Below are 19,049 nucleotides of genomic sequence, written 5' to 3' on the forward strand. Positions count from 1 at the left end.
GTTCTCTTTGAAGCGGTTCGTGGTGCCGCCGAGCTGGCCTTCCCCGCCCCGGCGCAGCTGGGTCCCGCCGAAGACCTGGCGCCCGGATCCGTCCTGGCCGCCGGCCCCGGAGGGCTGGCGGTTCTGGGTCGACGGCAAGGGTGAGCCGGTCCTCGGCCCGATCGGCCGGTACGGCGCTCCGTCCCGCCGAGCCGCGTACGCCGCCGCCGCGGCGATGATCGTGTTCGCCGGGGTCAACCTCTGGGCCGTGCTCGTGATCGGCCAGTTCGGCGGACCGGATGATTCGGCGGTGGTGAAGTTCGTCGAGGAATCGCCGTCTCCGGGTCCGGCGGTCAGCTCGGCGAGTCCCGTCGTACCGCGGACGACGTCCACCCCGCCGCTGGTGCCGCGGACGATCCTGGTGCCGAGCGAGGGTCCGACGTCCCGACCGACCCAGCGGCCGACCAAACGCCCGACCCGGACGCCGACCGCAACCAAGACCACCGAGCGGACCACGCCGACGCCCACGCCGACGCGGACGACCGGTACGGCGACTGCGAGGCCGTCGCGTCCGACCAGTCGCCCGTCGACGCGGGAAGAACTCCTCCGGCAGTACTGCATCGACCGCGGCATCGACCCGGCCTGGTGCGATCCGGCCAACTGGGAGCAGACGCCTGGTTGACAGCAAGGGCGATCAGCAGGATTCTTAACCATATGGTTCTGAAACCATTTGGTTATGAAGACGGATTGACCGGCGTCTTCGCGGCGCTCGCCGACCCGACCCGCCGGGCGATCCTGACCCAGCTCAAGCACGGGGACGCGACGGTCGCCGAGCTCGCGGCGCCGTTCAGCATGTCGCAGCCGGCCGTCTCCAAGCATCTGAAGGTGCTCGAGCACGCCGGGCTGATCAGCCGCTCGCAACGGGCGACGGCCAGGCTCAGTCACCTCGAGGCCGAACCGCTGCGGACCGCCGTCGGCTGGTTGATGGACTACCGCGCCTACTGGGCGGAGAGCTTCGACCGTCTGGACGATCTGCTCGACGACCTCAAGGAGGAGTCGTGAAGGTTATCGCCGAGCCGGGCGTGCCGCAGGTCGTCATCATCCGGGAGTTCCGGGCGCCGCGGGAGCTGCTGTTCCGCGCGTACACCGAGCCCGACCTGGTGAAGCGCTGGCTGGGTCCCGCCGGGCTCGAGCTGGTCGTGAACCAGCTCGACCCGCAGCACGGCGGTCGCTGGCGGTGGACGCATTACGACGCCGACGGCAAGGGCTATGTGTTCCACGGGCTGTACCACGGGGAGCCGACGCCGGAGCGGATCGTGCAGACCTACGAGTTCGACGAAGCAACGGGAACCGTCTACCTGAATCTGATCACCTTCGACGAGGCCGACGGCGTCACCACCTTGACCCAGAACACCGTGTTCTTCGCGGTCGAGGACCGCGACCTGTACGTCGACGGCGGCATGGAGCGCGGCATCCGCGCGTCCATGCGGCAACTCGACGACCTCGTCACCGAACTGGCCAAGGAGGCCAACTCATGATGCTCAACGACAAACAGGCGATCGTGTACGGCGCGGCCGGACCGATCGGCGGCGCGGTCGCGAAGGCGTTCGCCGCCGAGGGCGCAACCGTCCAGCTCGCAGGCCGTACGGCGGAACGCCTGGAACGGGTCGCGGACGACATCCGCGCCGCGGGCGGCAAAGCCGAGGTCGCGGTCGTCGACGCCCTCGACGAACGATCGGTCGACGACCACGCCGCCGCGGTCGGCCGGATCGACATCTCGTTCAACCTGATCGGCCACACGCAGTACTTCGGTACGCCGCTGATCGACATGTCCCTCGCCGACGTCGAGGAACCGGTGCGGAACATGCTGCGCACCTTCTACCTGACGTCCCGCGCGGCCGCCCGGCGCATGGTCGAGCAAGGATCCGGCGTGATCCTGACCTTCGGCGGGTACGGCGACCCGACGGCGAACCTCGGCGCCTTCCAGGCAGGGTTCGGTGCTGTCGAGGCGCTGCGACGCAGCCTGGCCTGCGAGCTCGGCCCGCATGGCATCCGGGTGATCACGCTGCAGACCAACGGCATCCCGGAGTCGAACCCGGACACCTACCCGGAGGACTTCCGCCGCGAGGTAGCCGAACAAACCGCCGCCCAAACCATGCTCAACCGCGCCGCCACCCTCGCCGACGTCGCCGCGATCGCCACCTTCGCAGCCTCCGACTGCGCCGCCTCCATCACCGGCACCGCCATCAACCTCACCGCCGGCGCCGTCGTCAACTAACCCAGGAAGTCGATCGTCCGGGAGTTGCCCTTCGACGCCTGGTAGACGGGCCACGCGATCGCCAGATCCTGCCAAGGCAGTCCGACGGGCGCATACACGGTGACGTCATCCGCCGACCGGCGGCCGACGATGGCTCCGGTCAGTACCTCGGTCAGCGTCGCGTGGGCTGTATCGGCCGACAGTCCAACGTTGCCCAAGGCACCCATTCGCGCAGCGAGCGCGCGATCGTCGACGATCACGCGGGCGCCTGCCAGCAAGTCGGCGGACAGCTCCACCTTTCCGGGCTCGTCAGCGCCCAACGTCGTGAGATGCGAACCAGGTCGGACATCGGCCGCGGTGAGCAACGGCTCCCGGGACCAGGTGGCCAGCACGACAACCTCGGCCGCCGCAGCCACGTCCCGCGGGCTGCTCACCACCACACCCGGAATCCCTTGCCGAGCAAGGAATTCCGAGGCGCGCTCCGGTACGACGTCGTGCAGAACGAGGCGGTCGACCGGCCGGAGCGCGACCAACCCGGCAAGCGCCATCGCAGCCTGAGCTCCGGTCCCGATGACACCAACTGTTCCTGCTGGAGCCAGCGCATCTGTGGCGATCGCGGCCGCAAGGCCGGTGCGCCAGGCGGTGATGGTGGAGCTGTCGAGGACGGCGAGGAGCGTGCCGTCGGTGAGGTCGTGGAGACAGACGACGCCGCGCAGGGCCGGCGTGGCGCCGGGGAACTTGGCGTTGACCTTCACGGTGTACGCCGGGATGCCCGGGATCACGCCCGGCAGCAGCGCGGTCGCCGTACCGGGACCAGGGAGATCGGTCCGGATCCGCAGCGGCTCGATCTCACTCGACTGGAGGAACCCGGCACGCAACGCCTCGAGCACAGCAGGTACGTCGAGCACTCGCCGGACGTCCGACCGGGTCAGGAGCGCTGTCATCAGACGATGTTCCGCTCGGGGCGGACGGTGGAGAGAAAGCGGTCGGCGCTCAGCGGAGTGATGTCGACGAACGGCTCCCGGCCAAGGTAAAGGTCGCGAATCACCTCGCCGACGGCTGGGCCCTGCAGGAAACCGTGGCCCGAGAACCCTGTTGCATAAAGGAATCGCGAGATGCCGTCCGCCTCGTCGATCAGGGCGTTGTGATCGGGGGTCACCTCGTACAGACCGGCCCAGCCGCCGGTCAGCCCGATGTCGAGGAGCGAAGGTGCGCGTTGTGCCATCGCCTCGGTCAGCCGGGGGATCCACGCGTCCGTCCGGTTCAGGTGGAATCCGGGCTTCTCGTCGGGATCGGACAAGCCGACGAGAAGCCCGGGACCCTCGCGGTGGAAGTAGAACGTCGTACCGAAGTCGATCGTCATCGGCAGAGTGGCCGGTAGTCCCGGGACCGCCTCGGTGACCACGATCTGCCGCCGCAACGGAACCACCGGAAGCTCGACCCCCGCCATCGCACCGACCTGCGCGGACCAAGCACCCGCCGCACAGATCACCGTCCCGGTCCGAACCTCGCCGTGGTTGGTGCGCACCGTTGTCAACTGGTTGCCGGAAGCATCGATCCCCAACACCTCGCACCCGGTGACCAACGTCGCACCCAGTCGTCGGGCGGCCGATGCGTACCCGAGTACGACGGACTCCGGTGTGCAATGCCCCGCGCTCGGCGAGAAGCACGCGCCGACCAAGCCGTCCGGAGCGACGATCGGCGCCAGCGCGACCGCCTCGTCGACGGAGATCATCCGCGTCGGAAGGCCCGCGGTCTGCTGCAACCTGTTCTGCAGTGCGGTGCTCTCGCGGAAATGCTCGACCTGCTCGGCACTGTCCAGCAAGAACAGATACCCGACCCGGTGCAGGTCGATCTCCTGCCCGGGCCGCTCACCGAACCGCGCAAACGACTCCAGGCTGCGGGCGCCGAGCGCGATGTTGACCTCGTCCGAGAAGTTCGCCCGGACACCACCGGCCGCCTTGCAGGTGGAGCCGGAGCCGAGGTCGTTCATCTCCAGCAACACCACATCCCGCACGCCGGCCTCGGCCAGGTGGAAGGCGATGCTCGTCCCCATCACCCCACCGCCGACGATCACCACATCCGCCAACCCAGGAACCTCAGCCACCATCACCCTCCTCCAGGTAGATCGCCCCCGTCAGTTGAACCACTTTGAGCACGGACCAACCAGAAACCGAGACCCAAAACGGTTGACCCGTGCCCAAGGTCGCGGTGGACGGCCGGTCGGGGCCACTTTGTGCACGAGATCCGTAGCGGCGGACGCTGGACGTGCGGATCTGGTGCACAAAGTGCGCCAGATCCTAGGGGAGCTGGTACTTCAGGTCGGCATCGACGGTTTTGGTGTCCATTTGGGCCTTCTGTAGTTTTCCTGAGTAGTCCCAGTTCATGGACTGCCAGCGGGTGAACTGGTCCAGGACCCACATTCCGCTCTGCCGGGAGCCGTTGCCGGACTTGCCGTTCCCGCCGAACGGCAGGTGGGCCTCGGCGCCGGAGGTCGAGTTGTTGACGCTCACCATCCCGGCCGAGATCCCCTGCGCGAACCGGAATGCCTTGTTCGGGTCGGTCGTGTAGATCGAGCTGGACAGCCCGTACCCGGACTTGTTGCCCAGAGCAATCGCCTCGTCGAGGGTCGAGTACGGCGTCACGCTGACGACCGGCCCGAACGTCTCGTTCAGGAACAGCTCGTCGTCCGCCTGCACTCCGGCCACGATCGTCGGGTGGTAGAACAACCCGGCCGCCGGATCGCCCACGAACCCGGCCCGCGGGTTGTCCGCGGTGACCCGGCCGGCCCGGCCGATGACCCGGTGGTGCGCCGCGATCCATCCCAGCGACTTCTCGAACCCGGCCGCGAATTTCTCGTCCAGCAACGGCCCGAACAGCACGTCCTGCGTCGGGTCGCCCATCGCCGCGTCCGCGGTCGCCTGCCCGAAGCGGTCCAGGAACTCGTCGTACACGGACCGGTGCACGATCGCCGTACCCAAGGAGGTGCACCGTTGTCCCGCCGTACCGAAGCCGGAGAACAACGCGCCCTCGACGGCCAGGTCCAGCTCCGCGTCCTCGGTGATCACCATCGGGTTCTTGCCGCCGAGCTCCAGACATGGCGTCTGCAGGTGCCGACCGCACAACTCGCCGATCCGGATGCCGACCGCGCTGGATCCGGTGAACCCGACCTTGTTGATCAGCCCGGCCGCCAACGCCTGCTCGAGACCGCTGAACGTGTCCGGCCCGTCGGCGTACACCACGTTGAACACCCCGGCCGGTACGCCGGAATGCGCGAAGATCTCGTAGAACGCGTCCGAGACGACAGCGGAGTACTCCGCCGGCTTCCAGACGACCGTGTTGCCGCAGAGCAGCGCCGGGACGATGTACCAGGACGGGACCGCGACCGGGAAGTTGCCGGCCGTGATCACCGCGACGGTGCCGACCGGGCGGCGGAACGTGAACAGCTGCTTGTCCGGCATCTCCGACGGCACCGTCTGGCCGTACAGCCGGCGGCCCTCGCCGAGGAAGAAGTCGCAGGTGTCGATGATCTCCTGCACCTCGCCGAGCGCCTCAGCCAGAGGCTTCCCGATCTCCCGGGTGACGAGCGCGGCGAGCCGCTCCTTGTTCAGCGTCATCAACCGGCCCACGTTCGAGATCACCTGGCCGCGTTGCGGCGCCGGGGTCGCGGCCCAGGCAGCCTGCGCGGACCGGGCCGCTTCGGCGGCCTGCACGAACACTTCCGGCCCGGCGCTGCCGACCGTCCCGACGACGTCGCTCAACTGGGCGGGGTTGGTCGATCCGGTGGTCCGGGCGGGGTCCTGGACCCGCTCTCCGGCGACAACGGACAAGATCACGGACGACACAGATGGGTCCTCTCGCTCAGGGTTACGGGGTGCAGCCCACCCTCCGTCATCCACCCCACCGTTGCCAACCCCGTCTATCTCAGCTCACTCGGACCCTGAGTCGCCGTTCCTCGAGCACCCCGGACTCCCACTGCCGGGCCAGCCGGAACCCGACCTGCCAGTCACCCGCTTGCTCGGCCCGCAGCCGGAACAGATGCTCACCGCCCGCACCAACCACCCCGTCCGCGGCCGCGCGGATCCAGCGGTCATCTGCGAGCGCGAGCCCTTCCGCGCGCTCGACGATGGACCACACATAGCCGGTAGTGCCGTTCTCCGGCAGCCGCACCGTCACCGTGTCGTGGACCGCCACAGACACATCCCCAGCCCCTGAACCCACCTCTACGTCCGTCATAGCGCCCCCTTGAATCCACCTTAGGCTGGCGGCGGCACCTTGTGATCGGGGTAGAGGTCCGGGATCGGGATCGGCATCCGCCACAGGTGGGACTCGGGGTGGATCATGCCGTGTCGGATCGCGACGTACCGGAGCAGGCGGAGCGGGCCCGCGATCAGTACGACGGCCAGCGGCAACTCGACCAGGAACGCGCTGAGCAACGCCTGAGTGAGGTCGCCGCCGCGCTGACTGGTCATCACGTCGAACCAGGCGTCACAGATCAGCAGGACGCCCGACGCGAACGCGGTTGGGAACACGAACTGCTTGCGCTTCCAGCCGGCCAGCGCGGTCAGCACCAGCATCGTGAGCAGCAGGATGTCGAACCCGACCCAGGTCGCGACCCAGTTCCGCGCGACGTAGTGACTGGGCAGGGTGATCGCCAGGTACACGGTCCACGGGACCAGGGCGGCCGCGCAGACCAGCATCAGGACCGTCCGCCACTTGCGGATCCGGTCGATCGTCCGCCGGGACGGCAGCCCGACAGGCCGCGGCGCGAGCCGGAGGATCAGCTCCCGCCGCTCCTGCGGCGTCATCGCCGCGATCTCTTCGTCGGTCAGCTGCACACCCCGATTATGCCTTGTGAATGCAATCACAAGCCGGTATTCTGTACCTCGAAGGAACTGCCGTCGACGACAGACGAGGTGTCGCCATGACGAAGCGCAGACCACCGGGCATGAGTAACCAGGACTGGGTCGAGTCGCAGATCAAGCTCGCTCAGAACCAGGGCGAGTTCGACGACCTGCCCGGTGCCGGCAAACCGCTGAAGCTCGCGGACCAGCACGATCCGGACTGGTGGGTGAAGGACTTCATCCGCCGCGAGAACATCGAAACCGACGCGTTGCTGCCGTCCGCGGTCCAGCTCCGCAAGGAGAAGCAACAGGTCCACGAGAAGGTCCGCGGCATGCGTCGCGAGTCCGAGGTCCGTGAGTACCTGGCCGATCTGAACAAGCGGATCCGGGTCGCCATCCGCGACTCCACCGGACCGGTCGTGCCGACGGGCCCGGTGGACGAGGACGTGATCATCGCCCAGTGGCGGATGGAACGCCCCGCGCGCGAACCGCGTCCGCTGCCCACTGAGGAGCACCGCGCGAAGAAGAAGTCCTTCTGGCAGCGGTTGTTCAGCTGAGCAGTTCGCGGGCCGCCTTCTCGATGGTCTGTTCGCTCAGCAGTACGTCGTGCGCGGCCGCTCCGAGCGGGACGTACGAGTCGTAGCTCGTGACCCGGGCCAGCCGCCCGGCGTACCCGTGGTCGATCAGCGTGGCCAGAATGCCCTCGGACACGCCGCCGGACCGTCGGGTCTCGTCCGCGACCAGCACCCGCCCGGTGACGTTTGCCTCGCGCAACAGATCCTCGACCGGCAACGGTGCCAGCCAGCGCAGGTCGAGGACCCGGACTCCAGGCACCCGGGCGGCCACCCGCAGGCTCATCGGTACGCCGTTCCCGAACGTGACGATCGTCAGCTCGGTGCCGTCGCCGTACGTCCGGCCGCGCCCGATCGGCACGGGTTCGTCGGGGTACGGCGCCAGCCACTGGTCGTCGCCGTCCTCGTACAGGTCCCGCCGGTGGTAGAGCGCGATCGGCTCGAGGAACACGCTCACAGTGCCGGACGACCGGGCCGCCGCCGTACACGCATGCAGCATCGCGGCCGCGTCGTCCGGTCGGGATGGTGATGCGATCACGATCCCCGGGATGTCCCGCAGTACGCCGATCGCGTCGTCGTTGTGGAAGTGGCCGCCGAAGCCCTTCTGGTACCCGTAGCCGGCGATCCGCAGCACCATCGGGTTCGCGTACTGCTCCTGCGAGAAGAACTTCAGCGACGCCGCCTCGCCGCGGAGCTGGTCCTCGGCGTTGTGCAGATACGCGAGGTACTGGATCTCGGGAATCGGCAGCAGGCCCGAGACGCCAGCACCCAGTGCGAGGCCCAGGATCGACTGCTCGTCGAGCAACGTGTCGAAGACGCGAGGCGGTCCGAACGCCTTCTGCAGCCCGCGCGTCACGCCGTACACACCGCCCTTGCGGCCGACGTCCTCGCCGAAGACCATCGCCTCCGGGTACGACGCCAGTACGTCGCTCAGCGCGCGGTTGATCGACTGGCTGAGCGTCAAGGGTTCCGCGGCGGGCGTCCGCTTCGGCAAGGCCCCGGCGACGGCGTCCGGCGACGGGAAGCGTAGGGGCGCGGCGACGACTTCGGGTGAGGTGAGCTGCGGGAGGCCGGCGACCTCGGCCGCGATCCGGAGCGCCTCGGCGTGCTTCTCGTCGTACAGCTCGATGATCTCGTCGGCGGTGTAGCCGGCTCCGAGCAGGTAACGCGCCGTACCGAGCAGCGGGTCGAGCTCCTCGTCCGCGGCCAGCTCCGCGGGGGACCGGTACGCCGCCTCGACGTCGGAGCCCGCGTGGCCGAGCAGACGGACCGTGCGCAACCGCAGGAACGCCGGCCGCCGGTTCCGCCGTACGAACGTCGCCGCCTCGCGAGCCATCGACAGGGCCGCGTCCAGGTCGGTGCCGTCCGCGTCGAAGTACCGCAGGCCCGGACGCGAACCGTACGCCTGCCGGATCCAGCCGTCCGGGGTGCGCACGCTGATCCCGATCCCGTTGTCCTCGCAGACCAGCAGCAACGGCATCGGCAGACCCTGGTACGACGCGTGCAAGGCAGCGTTGATCGCGCCGGTCGCGGTCGAGTGGTTCGCGGACGCATCGCCGAAGCTGGTCACCACGATCGCGTCGGACGGCCACGGAGACGGTACGCCGAGCTTCGCCGACCGGTTCATCGAGAACGCGACGCCCATCGCCCGCGGCAGGTGAGAGGCGATCGTCGACGTCTGCGGGATCACCGACAGCTCGTGCCGGCCGAACACCTTGTGCCGGCCGCCGGCGATCGGCTCGCTGGTCGCCGCAGCGACGCCGAGCAGGATGTCGCGCAGGCCGTCCTTCGAGCCGCACTGCGCGGCGCGGGTCAGGTAGAAGGCGCCGGACCGGTAGTGCAGGAGCGCCGGGTCGGTCGGCTCCAGGGCGGCGGCGACGGCCGCGTTGCCCTCGTGACCGGCCGAGCCGATCGTGTAGAAGCCGGTGCCCTGGGACTGCATCCAGCGGGCCGCGAGGTCCGCGTGCCGGCTGCCGAGCTGAGCGTCGTACAGGCTGCGGAGCAGCTCTGCGTCGTGCTCCCACGGGGCCGGGGCGAGGCCGCGGACGCGTTCGGCGAAGGTCCTCATTCCATCCATGATCCGGGATCGCCTCGCCGAACACAGCTCCGCCCACGAGTTGAACAGGTCACCTCGTCGGTTCGGGGAACCGGTCTTGGGGGTTGTTCGTTCTAGGAAGGAGCGGGACTCTGTGGGGTGTGGTGACGGTGAGTGAGCCTTGGTGATGCAGCTTTCCTGGGTACGGCGGGTGGGGATCGCGGCCGGTCTCGGAGTCGGGACGGCCGGCGCGCTCGCCGGTGTTCTGCTGCTCGGTCCGCTCGCCGCGTCGATCCTCCTCGTCGTGGTGTTCGTGCTGGTCTGGCCGCTGGCGGCGGTGGTGCGGCACGTGACGGACGATGCGCCGTACGGCTCGGCGGCCCTGGTCGCGGGCGCTGCGGCCGCCGCGGTGTTGTGCCTGCCGGGGCTGGTGCGGTTGCTCGCGTGGGGTGCACTCGGACTGGTGACGGCGCTGATCCTGGCCGCAATGTTCGTGCTGATCGACCTCGCCGTACCCGATCGGGCCCCGCGCCTGCGTCCGTCGCGTAAGCAGCGCAAGCTGGTGCGCCTGACCGAGACGCAGCTCGCCGAGGACGAGCAGTTGATCGCCTCGCTGCAGTGTCCGCTCTCCATCGAGGAGCTCTGCGGGGTCTGGTCCGAGACCGCCACACAGCTCGCCCAGGGCGCCGGCCCGCGCGACCGCCAGGCCGTCGCCGAGGTCCGCCGGATCTGCCTCGACGAATTCGAACGCCGCAACCCCGACGGCTTCAACCGCTGGCTGGACGCCGGCGCCCCCTCCAACCCCGGCCACTACCTCCTGGGCAACAGCAACAACTAGTTCCTGCTCCGGCAGTCAGAGTCGGTTGTAGCGCTTTCGGGCCTCGCGGCTTTCTTTTTGGGCGTCGCGGGCGGCTCGGCGGGCTTCGTCGAGTTCGGCGCCGACGCGGTGGACGCGGGCCTGGGCCTCGGAGAGAGCCTCGCGGGCGTTGTCGAGCTGGGTGTCCAGGTCCTCGACCTTCGCCTCGGCTGCCTGGGCGGCCGCGACCGCTTCCTCGAACGCCTGCTTGGCCACGGCGCGCTCCGCCGCCTCGCGCTCGTCGTCCTCCGCCTGCTTGCGCTGAGCGGCTTCCCGCTCCTCCTCGGCGGTCGCGGTTTCGGCTTGCTGCGCCTTCCGGCGGTCGCGGGCGGCCTGGCGGCGCTCGTCGGTGAGCGGGGTGACGTTGGACGGCTCGCCGTTCTCGTCGACGACGCCGAACCCGACGTGCCGCAGCGCGCTGCTCAACCGGCCCTCGCGTACGGCGTCGCCCGCGGCAGGATCCACCAACGCGGCGTCGAGCGTCTCGCGCAGCTTCTGGCCGACGTCCGGGCTGACCTTCTGGCCTTCGTCGGCGGCCAGCCGGGCGGCTTCCTTGGACAGCTTGTCCAGCAGCCGGTGCCGCTTCGGCGTCAGGTCCCGCAGCCGCTCGCCGTCGAGATCGGCGGTCGCCTCCCGGAACTCGTCGCCGAGTGCGAGCAGGTCGTCGAGCTCGTCGGGCAGCTTGCGGGCGACCAGGTTCGTGATCCAGGCCGCGACCGTCGGCTTGCGCAGCGCCTTCAGCCGGGTCGACCCAATGGCGTCGCCGCCGGCCTTCAGCTGCTTGGCCAGCTCGTTGCGAGTAGCAATGAAGTCGGCCGCCGGCGCCGCATAGACCGCATCCGCCGCCTCCTCGAAGTCCACGAAGGCGACGCTACCGTACCGAAGAGCGGGTAGTGGTGGCCTCCGGCACCGCGCGCACCGCTCAGGACGTCCCGCTCGAGGCGCAGCGAACGGACCACTACCCGTGCTTCGGTACGGCTCCGGCGAGTTCGGCGCGGAGGGTTTCGAGGATGCCGCGGAGCAGGCGGGAGACCTGCATCTGGCTGACGCCGAGTTCCTGGCCGATCTCCTCCTGCGTGAAGCCGTTGCAGAACCGGAGCTGGAGGATGCGCTTGTCCCGCTCGCCGAGGTTCGCGACCGCCGGCGTCAGGGTGTGGACGTTCTCGACCAGGTCGTAGCCGTCCTCGGCGTCCGCGACCGTCTCCAGCAGGCTCGTCCCGCCGTCCGACGTACCGGGCGCGTCCAGTGAGAGCGTGCTGAAGCAGCCGCGGACCGACGTGGCCTCGGCGACCTCCGACGGATCGGTGCCGAGCGCTTCCGCGGTCTCCTCGTCGGTCGGCACGTGACCGAGCCGCTGGATCAGCTCGGGCTCCGCGGCGGCGATACTGCCCTGCATCTCCTGGACCCGGCGCGGCGGCCGGATCGTCCAGGCGCAGTCCCGGAAGTACCGTTTCAGCTCACCGCGGATCGTCGGTACGGCGTACGACAGGAACGCCGTCGACGCCTCCAGCTTGTATCCGTTCGCGGCCTTCACCAGGCCGAGGTACGCGACCTGCTCGAGGTCGTCGGCGTCGACGCCCTTGCTGCGGTACCGCGAGGCGATCGATCTCGCCACCGGTGCGTTCAGGAGGACGACCTCGTCGAGGCACGCCTGGTGCCGGGGATCCGGGACGCTGTCCGCCTCGAGCAGCAGCTCGTGGGTGGCGTCGGCGATGTTCTGCTTGGAGCGTTCTGCAAGTGCGATCGTCACGGGAGATACCTCGTCGTGTCGTCGTGCAGGCCTAGTGGCAGGGGCTGAACCACTAGCTCCACCAGATCAAAATCGGCCGGAGCTTTCAAGTACCCGACTGTTACGGGTGCTTGAAACGCTTGTCGCCTGACAGTAACTGTCAGGTTTCAATGGTTTGCTCATACTCATGAACGAGTGTTGCGCCGTCGTCGACCTGCGCCAGTACACGCTGCATCCCGGACAACGAGACGCTCTGATCGAGGTGTTCGACACCTACCTCGTCGAGGGGCAGGAACAGACCGGTATGCACATCGTCGGTCAGTTCCGCGATCTGGACGATCCCGACCGGTTCGTCTGGATCCGCGGGTTCCGCGACCTGCCCGCGCGGGCGGACGCGCTGAACGCGTTCTACTACGGCCCGGTCTGGCGCGCGCACGCCGCGGCCGCGAACACGACGATGATCGACTCGGACAACGCCCTGCTGCTGAAGCCCGTGCGACTCGAGACCGGTTACCCGGCGCTCGACGCGCCGCGGCCGGGCAGCACCGCGAGTTCGGTGATCGGCGGCGCGGTCTACCACCGCGCTGCCGAGGAGGACGGGTTCGTCGAGTTCTTCACCGATCAGGTCGTGCCCGTGCTCACCGCGACCGGCGCCGCACCGGTCGCGGTCCTCGAGAGTTTGGTTGCCGAGAACAACTTTCCGCAGCTGCCGTTGCGGGACGAGGTGGTGCTCACCTGGTTCGCGCGGTTCGCCGACGACGCGGCGTACGACGACCATCGCCGGCAGCTCGCCGAATCGCACGTCTGGCAGCAGCGGGTGCTGCCCGAACTGGTCTGCCGGTCAGCGCAACCGGTCCAGGTGCTGAGGCTGCGGCCGACCGCGCGATCGCAGTTCCGGTAAATACGTTGCGGGGCCCGGGGCGGGCGGGCATCCTGGGTTGACCGAGCGGCGGCGAACGCTGCCTGGACTAAGGAGGGCTGAGGGATGGCCATCACTGTGCTGCGGCATGTCCGCGTCAGTTCCACTTCTTCGTTCAGGAGCACACCAGTTGTCTACCGAGTACGAATTCACACCTAACTACTCAGACCTCGAACCGGATCCGTCCGACGCCTTCGTCTTCAAGTTCCACTCCGTCGACGAGGAACTCGGCCCGGATCAGCGGTGGTCCACCTGGCTGGACGTCGAGCGCGGTTCTCGCGGCCCGGAACCACGACCCGAATGGGTTGTGACGGAACAGGCTGCGATCGACACCGAGCTCGGCGTCCTCAAAACCGGTAAGGAAGCCGACGTCTTCCTGGTTGAGCGTGCCGTCGAAGCCATCGGCGACAATCCGGCGAAATCCTCCCTGCTGGCCGCGAAGCGGTACCGCACCGAGGAGCACCGGTCCTTCCATCGCAGTACGTCGTACGTCGAAGGACGCCGTACCCGCAACAGCCGCGACAGCCGGGCCATGCACAAGAAGACCGCGCACGGCCGCAGTGTCGCGGCCGGGCAGTGGGCGTACGCCGAGTGGGACGCCCTCAACAGGTTGTGGAAAGCCGGCGTCCCGGTGCCGTACCCCGTCCAGGTGGACGGCACCGAACTGCTGATGGAGTTCATCGACGACGGGGAAGGCGGTGCCGCGCCACGGCTCGCCCAGGTGCGGCCGTCGAAGGAGCTGCTCGGTCAGTACTTCGAGCAACTCCGCGGCGGGATGCGTGAACTGGCCCGGGCCGGGCTGGCGCACGGTGACCTCTCGCCGTACAACGTCCTCGCCCAGGGGGAGCGGATCGTGATGATCGACCTGCCGCAGGTGGTCGACATCGTCGGCAACCCGAAGGGCATGGACTTCCTGCTGCGCGACTGCCACAACATGGCCGCGTGGTTCACGAACCGCGGGCTGGAGATCGACGAACAAGAACTGTTCGCCGACCTCCTCACGATGGTGTTCTGATTGCCCGCTGCAACAGGGGGACGAGCGGGACCAACTGGTCGGGGTGGGTGTCGACGAGGCCGTCGACGTGGTTGCCTGCCTCGACCCGCTGGTATGTGTGCAGGCCGGTGCCGCGGGCCATCTCGGCGTACACGTCGGAATCCTGGGTGATCGGGAGCAGGCTGTCGTACGTGCCCTGGATGGTGATCAGCGGCTTCTTGATCTTGCCGGTGAGTGCGATCCGCTTGATCGCCCGGTGTGCCTCGGGCCGCTGGGCGTAGTCGTAGTCGGCTTCGCTCCCCGTGTACGTCGGGTCGAGCTCGGCGGCGTAGATGCGCTGGGTCAGCTTCCAGTAGACCGTGTAGTGGTAGTCCCAGAGGAAGTCCGAGCGCGGATCGAAGCCCGCCGCCACGATCGCGGCCGGGTCGTGCTGCTCGTAGCCTTTGATTGCCTGAGGCAAGTACGTGAAGAGGTTCGGCCCGTTGACGGTCCACAGCGTGCCTTCCAGGTCCACGCCGCGGGTGAAGAGCTCCGGGTGGTTCTCGAGCTGCCAACGGACCAGGTAGCCGCCGTTGGAGATGCCGGCAGCGATCACCTCGCGCGCCGGGTGACCGTAGTACTGCGACACCGTGGCGCGGGCGGCTCGCGCGAGTTGCGTCGTACGGACGTTCCACTCGACGATCGCGTCGCCGGGGCGCAGTCCGTCGGTGTAGAACGCCGCGCCGGTGTTGCCCTTGTCGGTCGCCGCGTACGCATATCCCAGTGCGAGCACGTAGTCCGAGATCGCCTTGTCATTCGCGTACTGCGCTCGCACGCCGGGTGATCCGGACACGACGAGTCCGCCGTTCCACCGCCGCGGCAGCCGGATCACGAACTGCGAGTCGTGGTTCCAGCCGTGGTTGGTGTTGGTGTGCGAGTTGTCCGGGAAGTACCCGTCGACCTGCACCCCTGGTACGCCGGACTGCTGCGGCAGACCCGAATGCGTGAGGCCTGCGTAGTCGGCGGGATTGGTGTGACCCGACGCGACCGTGCCGGCCGTGGTCAGGTCGTCCAGGTGGGCGACCTGTTGGTACTCGGCACCCGGGACGCGAACGGCACGGTGAGCTTCGGCCGGCACGGTTACACCTGCGAGCAGGACAGTGGCGGTGAACAAGCTGAGGAGACGGCGCATGCGGTCACGCTAAGAGCCGCCCTTCTGCTCGGACATCGGATCGGAGCACACAACAATGGGCCTGACGATGGTCCCTCAGGACACCGCCTTCGCGGCCGCGCGCCCCGCCGTACGGCCGGTGAACAGGCAACCGCCGACGAACGTGCCTTCGAGCGATCGGTAGCCGTGGATACCGCCGCCACCGAATCCGGCGACCTCACCGGCGGCGTAGACGCCAGGCAGCGGCGTGCCGTCGGTACGCAGTACGCGCGACTCCAGATCGGTCTGCAAGCCGCCGAGGGACTTGCGGGTCAGGATGTTCAGCCGTACGGCGATCAGCGGGCCGGCCTTCGGGTCGAGGATCCGGTGCGGGGACGCGACCCGGATCAGCTTGTCGCCGCGGTAGTTGCGGGCGCCGCGGAGCGCCGTGATCTGCAGGTCCTTGGTGAAGGTGTTGGCCAGCTCCCGGTCCCGCGCGACGATCTGCCGCTCGAGGTCGTCGAGCTTGATCAGGTTGTCGCCGGTCAGGTCGTTCATCCCCCGGACCAGGTCCGGAAGGTTGCCGCGGACAACGAAGTCGGCGCCCTTGTCCATGAACGCCTGCACCGGCGCGGTCGCACCGCCACGGGCCCGGCCGAGAACACCCTTGATGTCCTTGTTCGTCAGGTCCGGGTTCTGCTCCTGGCCGGAGAGCGCGAACTCCTTCTCGATGATCTTCTGCGTCAGGACGAACCAGGTGTAGTCGTACCCGGTGGTCATGATGTGCTCGAGCGTCCCCAACGTGTCGAACCCCGGGAACAACGGCACCGGCAGCCGCTTCCCGGTCGCGTCGAACCACAAGGACGACGGCCCGGGCAGGATCCGGATGCCGTGCATCGGCCAGATCGGGTCCCAGTTCTGGATGCCCTCGGTGTAGTGCCACATCCGGTCCCGGTTCACGTACCGGCCGCCGGCGTGCTCGGTGATCGCGAGCATCCGGCCGTCCACATGCGCCGGGACGCCGCTGATCATCCGCTTCGGCGGTTCACCCATCCGCTTCGGCCAGTGCGAGCGGACCAGATCGTGGTTGCCGCCGATCCCGCCGGACGTGACGATCACCGCCTGCGCGGTCAGCTGGAAGTCGCCGACCTCGGTCCGTGAGCTTGACACCCCACGCCGTACGTCGCTGGGCTCGAGCACCTTGCCCGCGACTCCATCGACCACACCGCCCGTCACCGTCAGCTCGTCCACCCGATGCCGGAACCGGAACTCGACCAGCCCCTTCGCAACGGCCTCCCGCACGCGGCGCTCGAACGGCGCGACCAGGCCCGGCCCGGTGCCCCACGTGATGTGGAAACGCGGCACCGAGTTCCCGTGGCCGTCCGCGTTGTACCCGCCGCGCTCCGCCCAGCCGACGACCGGGAAGAACCGAACACCTTGCCCATGCAGCCACGGACGTTTCTCGCCGGCCGCCCAGTCGACGTACGCCTCCGCCCACTGCCGCGCCCACTTGTCCTCGTCGTCCAGCCGGTCGAACCCGGCCGAGCCGAGCCAGTCCTGCAGTGCGAGGTCGCGGGAGTCCTTGATCCCCATCCGGCGCTGCTCCGGGGAGTCCACGAACAGCAGTCCGCCGAACGACCAGAACGCCTGGCCGCCGAGCGACGCCTCGGGTTCCTGGTCGAGCAGCAGTACCTTCCGGCCCGCGTCGGCCAGTTCGGCAGTCGCGGCCAGCCCGGCCAGCCCTGCCCCGACGACGATCACATCAGCGTCCATGTCGAGAATGTATAGCGCACTTGCGAAGATGTGGCAGTGACGATCCTTTCTGTTCAAAACCTCGTACTTCCTGCAGCTTCGATCGGTCCGGAGAACCCGCTCGCGCCGCTCAGCACTCAACGCGAGCCGCACCACGTCGAGAACATCGCGGAGCTCCCCGCCGACCTGCGGGAGAACGTCGAGTACGGGCGTTTGCACAGCCCACTGCCGTGCCTGAATCAGGACGGGTACGACCGCACCCTGGTCGAGACAGCGCTGCCTGCCCTGGTGCTGGAGAACGACCACGTCCGAGCGACTGTTCTGCCGAGCCTCGGCGGCCGGTTGTACTCCCTCGTCCACAAGGCCACAGGGGAGCAGTTGCTCTACTGCAACCCGGTCTTCCAGCCCGCGAACCTTGCCCTGCGCAACGCCTGGTTCGCCGGCGGCGTCGAGTGGAACGTCGGCAGCACCGGCCACTGGACCGGCACCTGCGCACCGATGCACGCCGCCCGCGTCGAGGGCCCGGACGGTACGCCGGTCCTGCGCTTGTGGGAGCTCGAACGCACCCGCAACCTCGTCACCCAACTCGACTTCTGGCTCCCGGAGGACTCGGAGTTCCTGTACGTCGGCGTACGGCTGCAGAACCCGTCCGACGTCGAGGTCCCGGCGTACTGGTGGTCGAACATCGCAGTACCGCAGTCACCGGACCGTCGCGTCCTCGTGCCCGCGGACCAGGCCTGGCGCTTCGGGTACGGCAGTCGGCTGGACCTGGTCGACGTGGAAACCGATCTGACCTATCCGATGCGGCACCCGCAAGCTATCGACTACTTCTTCGAACCGTTGGCGGAGGAGCGGTCGTGGATCGCCTCCGTCGACGGGGACGGCAACGGACTGATGCAGGCGTCGACTGAGCAGTTGCAGGGCCGGAAACTCTTCGTGTGGGGTCAGGGCGACGGCGGACACCGGTGGCAGGAGTGGCTGTCACCTGGTCTCGAGGGTGACGGGTACGCCGAGATTCAGGCGGGGCTCGCTCGGACTCAGATGGAGCATCTGAAGCTGCCTGCCGCGACATCGTGGCACTGGTTGGAGGCGTACGGACGTGTCTCGATGGACGCGGGCGCTGCGCACGCCCAGGACTGGAAGACAGCCCGGGAGGCGGGGGCCGCGGCGTTGGGGGCGTTGCTTGACGGGTTGCCTGGGCGTGAGGCCGAGTGGTTGAGCGTTGTGGACGCGGCTCCGGTGGAGCGGCTCGCGGCCGGGTCCGGGTGGGGAGCGCTGGAGCTCAAGCGCACCGGGTGGAGCGTGTCGCACGGTACGCCGTTCAGCGAGGACACGATGACGTCGCGGGAGCGGGCGTGGCTGCCGCTGCTCGACGGACAGTTGCCTGCGGTTGACGACGTACCGGACGGGACTCTGGTGGCGTGGCGGGACCTGCTGGAAGCGGCTGAGGACAACTGGCTCGTCTGGTACCACCGGGGCGTCGCGCGGCACTACGACGGTGATGTCGACGGTGCGATCGCGGCGTGGCGGCAGTCCGGGGACAACGCTTGGGCTCTACGCAACCTCGGTGTAGTCACGGGAGAGCTGGAGTACTACGAGCGTGCCGTCGAGCTCCTGCCTGACCTGGTGCCGCTGGTCGAGGAAGCGGTCGCGGCTGCGCTCGACACCGACGTGAAGCGGGCGGAGCGGATGCTCGCGCATGCTCCCGACGACCCCCGGATCCAGTTGCTGCGCGTGCGGCACGCGCTGGAGACCGGGAACCCAGCCACAGCGCACGAACTGTTGGCCGCGGGGATCCAGCTGGCCACGGTCCGGGAGGGTGCGAACCCGCTCACCGACTACTGGCTGGCCGCCGAGGCGGCGCTTGGCACACAGCGGCCAGTTCCGCCGCAGTACCAGTTCGGAATGGGCGGAAACTGACAACTTCAGGTCAACTCTACCTCTAGAAACACCGCTCCACCGGACTCTACTATGGTCCTGTAG

The 19,049-nt window shown here is 68.6% G+C and carries 19 protein-coding genes; 9 read left to right on the forward strand and 10 right to left on the reverse strand.

Annotated elements, in window-relative coordinates:
- Positions 1–7: 7 nt before the first annotated feature.
- The 4 genes from ACLJOO_RS22950 (at position 8) to ACLJOO_RS22965 (ending at position 2,257) form a co-directional block, all read left to right on the forward strand.
- Positions 8–661 carry a hypothetical protein gene (locus ACLJOO_RS22950; protein ID WP_410789328.1) on the forward strand — a complete coding sequence of 218 codons (654 nt, stop codon included), beginning with the start codon at positions 8–10 and terminating at the stop codon, positions 659–661.
- A 65-nt stretch (positions 662–726) separates the two neighbouring features.
- A complete protein-coding gene (locus tag ACLJOO_RS22955) occupies positions 727–1,041 on the forward strand; it encodes an ArsR/SmtB family transcription factor (protein ID WP_410789329.1) in 315 nt (104 codons plus the stop codon).
- Positions 1,038–1,517 (forward strand): SRPBCC domain-containing protein, encoded by a 480-nt coding sequence (locus ACLJOO_RS22960; protein ID WP_410789330.1) that lies wholly within the window; start codon positions 1,038–1,040, stop codon positions 1,515–1,517. Before ACLJOO_RS22955 ends, ACLJOO_RS22960 begins: the two co-directional genes overlap by 4 nt.
- Positions 1,514–2,257 carry an SDR family NAD(P)-dependent oxidoreductase gene (locus ACLJOO_RS22965; RefSeq protein WP_410789331.1) on the forward strand — a complete coding sequence of 248 codons (744 nt, stop codon included), beginning with the start codon at positions 1,514–1,516 and terminating at the stop codon, positions 2,255–2,257. Before ACLJOO_RS22960 ends, ACLJOO_RS22965 begins: the two co-directional genes overlap by 4 nt.
- Here ACLJOO_RS22965 and ACLJOO_RS22970 read toward each other — a convergent pair.
- From ACLJOO_RS22970 to ACLJOO_RS22990, 5 genes are all read right to left on the reverse strand, one after another.
- Positions 2,254–3,180: an ornithine cyclodeaminase family protein gene (locus ACLJOO_RS22970; RefSeq protein WP_410789332.1), complete on the reverse strand. Its 927-nt coding sequence runs from the start codon at positions 3,178–3,180 to the stop codon at positions 2,254–2,256. The genes ACLJOO_RS22965 and ACLJOO_RS22970 overlap by 4 nt on opposite strands.
- The gene (locus ACLJOO_RS22975) at positions 3,180–4,346 is read right to left on the reverse strand and encodes an NAD(P)/FAD-dependent oxidoreductase (RefSeq protein ID WP_410789333.1); all 1,167 of its coding nucleotides are present in this window, start codon (positions 4,344–4,346) and stop codon (positions 3,180–3,182) included. Before ACLJOO_RS22975 ends, ACLJOO_RS22970 begins: the two co-directional genes overlap by 1 nt.
- A gap of 190 nt (positions 4,347–4,536) precedes the next feature.
- Positions 4,537–6,081 carry an aldehyde dehydrogenase family protein gene (locus ACLJOO_RS22980; RefSeq protein ID WP_410789334.1) on the reverse strand — a complete coding sequence of 515 codons (1,545 nt, stop codon included), beginning with the start codon at positions 6,079–6,081 and terminating at the stop codon, positions 4,537–4,539.
- 79 nt (positions 6,082–6,160) lie between these two features.
- Complete coding sequence (locus tag ACLJOO_RS22985) at positions 6,161–6,430, reverse strand: protease inhibitor I42 family protein (protein ID WP_410789335.1); 270 nt, start codon at positions 6,428–6,430, stop codon at positions 6,161–6,163.
- Positions 6,431–6,492: 62 nt separating this feature from the next.
- Positions 6,493–7,074 (reverse strand): hypothetical protein, encoded by a 582-nt coding sequence (locus tag ACLJOO_RS22990; protein WP_410789336.1) that lies wholly within the window; start codon positions 7,072–7,074, stop codon positions 6,493–6,495.
- Between the two features lie 86 nt (positions 7,075–7,160).
- Between ACLJOO_RS22990 and ACLJOO_RS22995 the strand changes: the two genes are divergently transcribed.
- A complete protein-coding gene (locus tag ACLJOO_RS22995; RefSeq protein ID WP_410789338.1) occupies positions 7,161–7,637 on the forward strand; it encodes a DUF1992 domain-containing protein in 477 nt (158 codons plus the stop codon).
- Here the strand turns inward: ACLJOO_RS22995 and ACLJOO_RS23000 are convergent.
- Complete coding sequence (locus tag ACLJOO_RS23000; RefSeq protein ID WP_410789339.1) at positions 7,630–9,720, reverse strand: thiamine pyrophosphate-dependent enzyme; 2,091 nt, start codon at positions 9,718–9,720, stop codon at positions 7,630–7,632. The two genes, ACLJOO_RS22995 and ACLJOO_RS23000, sit on opposite strands and share 8 nt — an antisense overlap.
- Before the next feature lie 154 nt (positions 9,721–9,874).
- On the opposite strand from ACLJOO_RS23000, the gene ACLJOO_RS23005 reads away from it, so the two are divergent.
- Entirely contained in the window at positions 9,875–10,525 is a 651-nt protein-coding gene (locus ACLJOO_RS23005) for a hypothetical protein (protein ID WP_410789340.1), read from the forward strand.
- Between the two features lie 15 nt (positions 10,526–10,540).
- On the opposite strand, the gene ACLJOO_RS23010 is transcribed toward ACLJOO_RS23005, so the two are convergent.
- Positions 10,541–11,404 (reverse strand): hypothetical protein, encoded by an 864-nt coding sequence (locus tag ACLJOO_RS23010; RefSeq protein ID WP_410789341.1) that lies wholly within the window; start codon positions 11,402–11,404, stop codon positions 10,541–10,543.
- 97 nt (positions 11,405–11,501) lie between these two features.
- Positions 11,502–12,293, reverse strand: a complete 792-nt coding sequence (locus tag ACLJOO_RS23015; protein WP_410789343.1) for a sigma-70 family RNA polymerase sigma factor — start codon at positions 12,291–12,293, stop codon at positions 11,502–11,504.
- A gap of 166 nt (positions 12,294–12,459) precedes the next feature.
- Between ACLJOO_RS23015 and ACLJOO_RS23020 the strand changes: the two genes are divergently transcribed.
- Positions 12,460–13,173, forward strand: coding sequence for an NIPSNAP family protein (locus tag ACLJOO_RS23020; protein WP_410789344.1), 714 nt, complete (start codon positions 12,460–12,462; stop codon positions 13,171–13,173).
- A gap of 148 nt (positions 13,174–13,321) precedes the next feature.
- The gene (locus tag ACLJOO_RS23025) at positions 13,322–14,206 is read left to right on the forward strand and encodes a serine protein kinase RIO (RefSeq protein ID WP_410789345.1); all 885 of its coding nucleotides are present in this window, start codon (positions 13,322–13,324) and stop codon (positions 14,204–14,206) included.
- Here ACLJOO_RS23025 and ACLJOO_RS23030 read toward each other — a convergent pair.
- Together ACLJOO_RS23030 and ACLJOO_RS23035 are read right to left on the reverse strand one after the other, a co-directional pair.
- Positions 14,190–15,356, reverse strand: a complete 1,167-nt coding sequence (locus ACLJOO_RS23030) for a prolyl oligopeptidase family serine peptidase (protein ID WP_410789346.1) — start codon at positions 15,354–15,356, stop codon at positions 14,190–14,192. The genes ACLJOO_RS23025 and ACLJOO_RS23030 overlap by 17 nt on opposite strands.
- Before the next feature lie 75 nt (positions 15,357–15,431).
- The gene (locus ACLJOO_RS23035; RefSeq protein ID WP_410789347.1) at positions 15,432–17,087 is read right to left on the reverse strand and encodes an FAD-binding dehydrogenase; all 1,656 of its coding nucleotides are present in this window, start codon (positions 17,085–17,087) and stop codon (positions 15,432–15,434) included.
- A 36-nt stretch (positions 17,088–17,123) separates the two neighbouring features.
- Here ACLJOO_RS23035 and ACLJOO_RS23040 point away from each other — a divergent pair, with 36 nt between their 5' ends.
- Positions 17,124–18,986, forward strand: coding sequence for a DUF5107 domain-containing protein (locus tag ACLJOO_RS23040; RefSeq protein WP_410789348.1), 1,863 nt, complete (start codon positions 17,124–17,126; stop codon positions 18,984–18,986).
- The last annotated feature ends 63 nt before the right edge of the window (positions 18,987–19,049 follow it).

The organism is Kribbella sp. C-35, from assembly GCF_046549195.1.
In the GTDB taxonomy this organism is placed as follows: domain Bacteria; phylum Actinomycetota; class Actinomycetes; order Propionibacteriales; family Kribbellaceae; genus Kribbella.

Excerpts from the sequence above, each read along its gene's own strand:
- ACLJOO_RS23020 (WP_410789344.1), top strand. The coding sequence starts at position 12,460 with ATGAACGAGTGTTGCGCCGTCGTCGACCTGCGCCAGTACACGCTGCAT.
- ACLJOO_RS23035 (WP_410789347.1), bottom strand. The coding sequence starts at position 17,087 with ATGGACGCTGATGTGATCGTCGTCGGGGCAGGGCTGGCCGGGCTGGCC.
- ACLJOO_RS23005 (WP_410789340.1), top strand. The coding sequence starts at position 9,875 with ATGCAGCTTTCCTGGGTACGGCGGGTGGGGATCGCGGCCGGTCTCGGA.
- ACLJOO_RS23000 (WP_410789339.1), bottom strand. The coding sequence starts at position 9,720 with ATGAGGACCTTCGCCGAACGCGTCCGCGGCCTCGCCCCGGCCCCGTGG.
- ACLJOO_RS22975 (WP_410789333.1), bottom strand. The coding sequence starts at position 4,346 with ATGGTGGCTGAGGTTCCTGGGTTGGCGGATGTGGTGATCGTCGGCGGT.
- ACLJOO_RS22995 (WP_410789338.1), top strand. The coding sequence starts at position 7,161 with ATGACGAAGCGCAGACCACCGGGCATGAGTAACCAGGACTGGGTCGAG.
- ACLJOO_RS22965 (WP_410789331.1), top strand. The coding sequence starts at position 1,514 with ATGATGCTCAACGACAAACAGGCGATCGTGTACGGCGCGGCCGGACCG.
- ACLJOO_RS23030 (WP_410789346.1), bottom strand. The coding sequence starts at position 15,356 with ATGCGCCGTCTCCTCAGCTTGTTCACCGCCACTGTCCTGCTCGCAGGT.
- ACLJOO_RS22970 (WP_410789332.1), bottom strand. The coding sequence starts at position 3,180 with ATGACAGCGCTCCTGACCCGGTCGGACGTCCGGCGAGTGCTCGACGTA.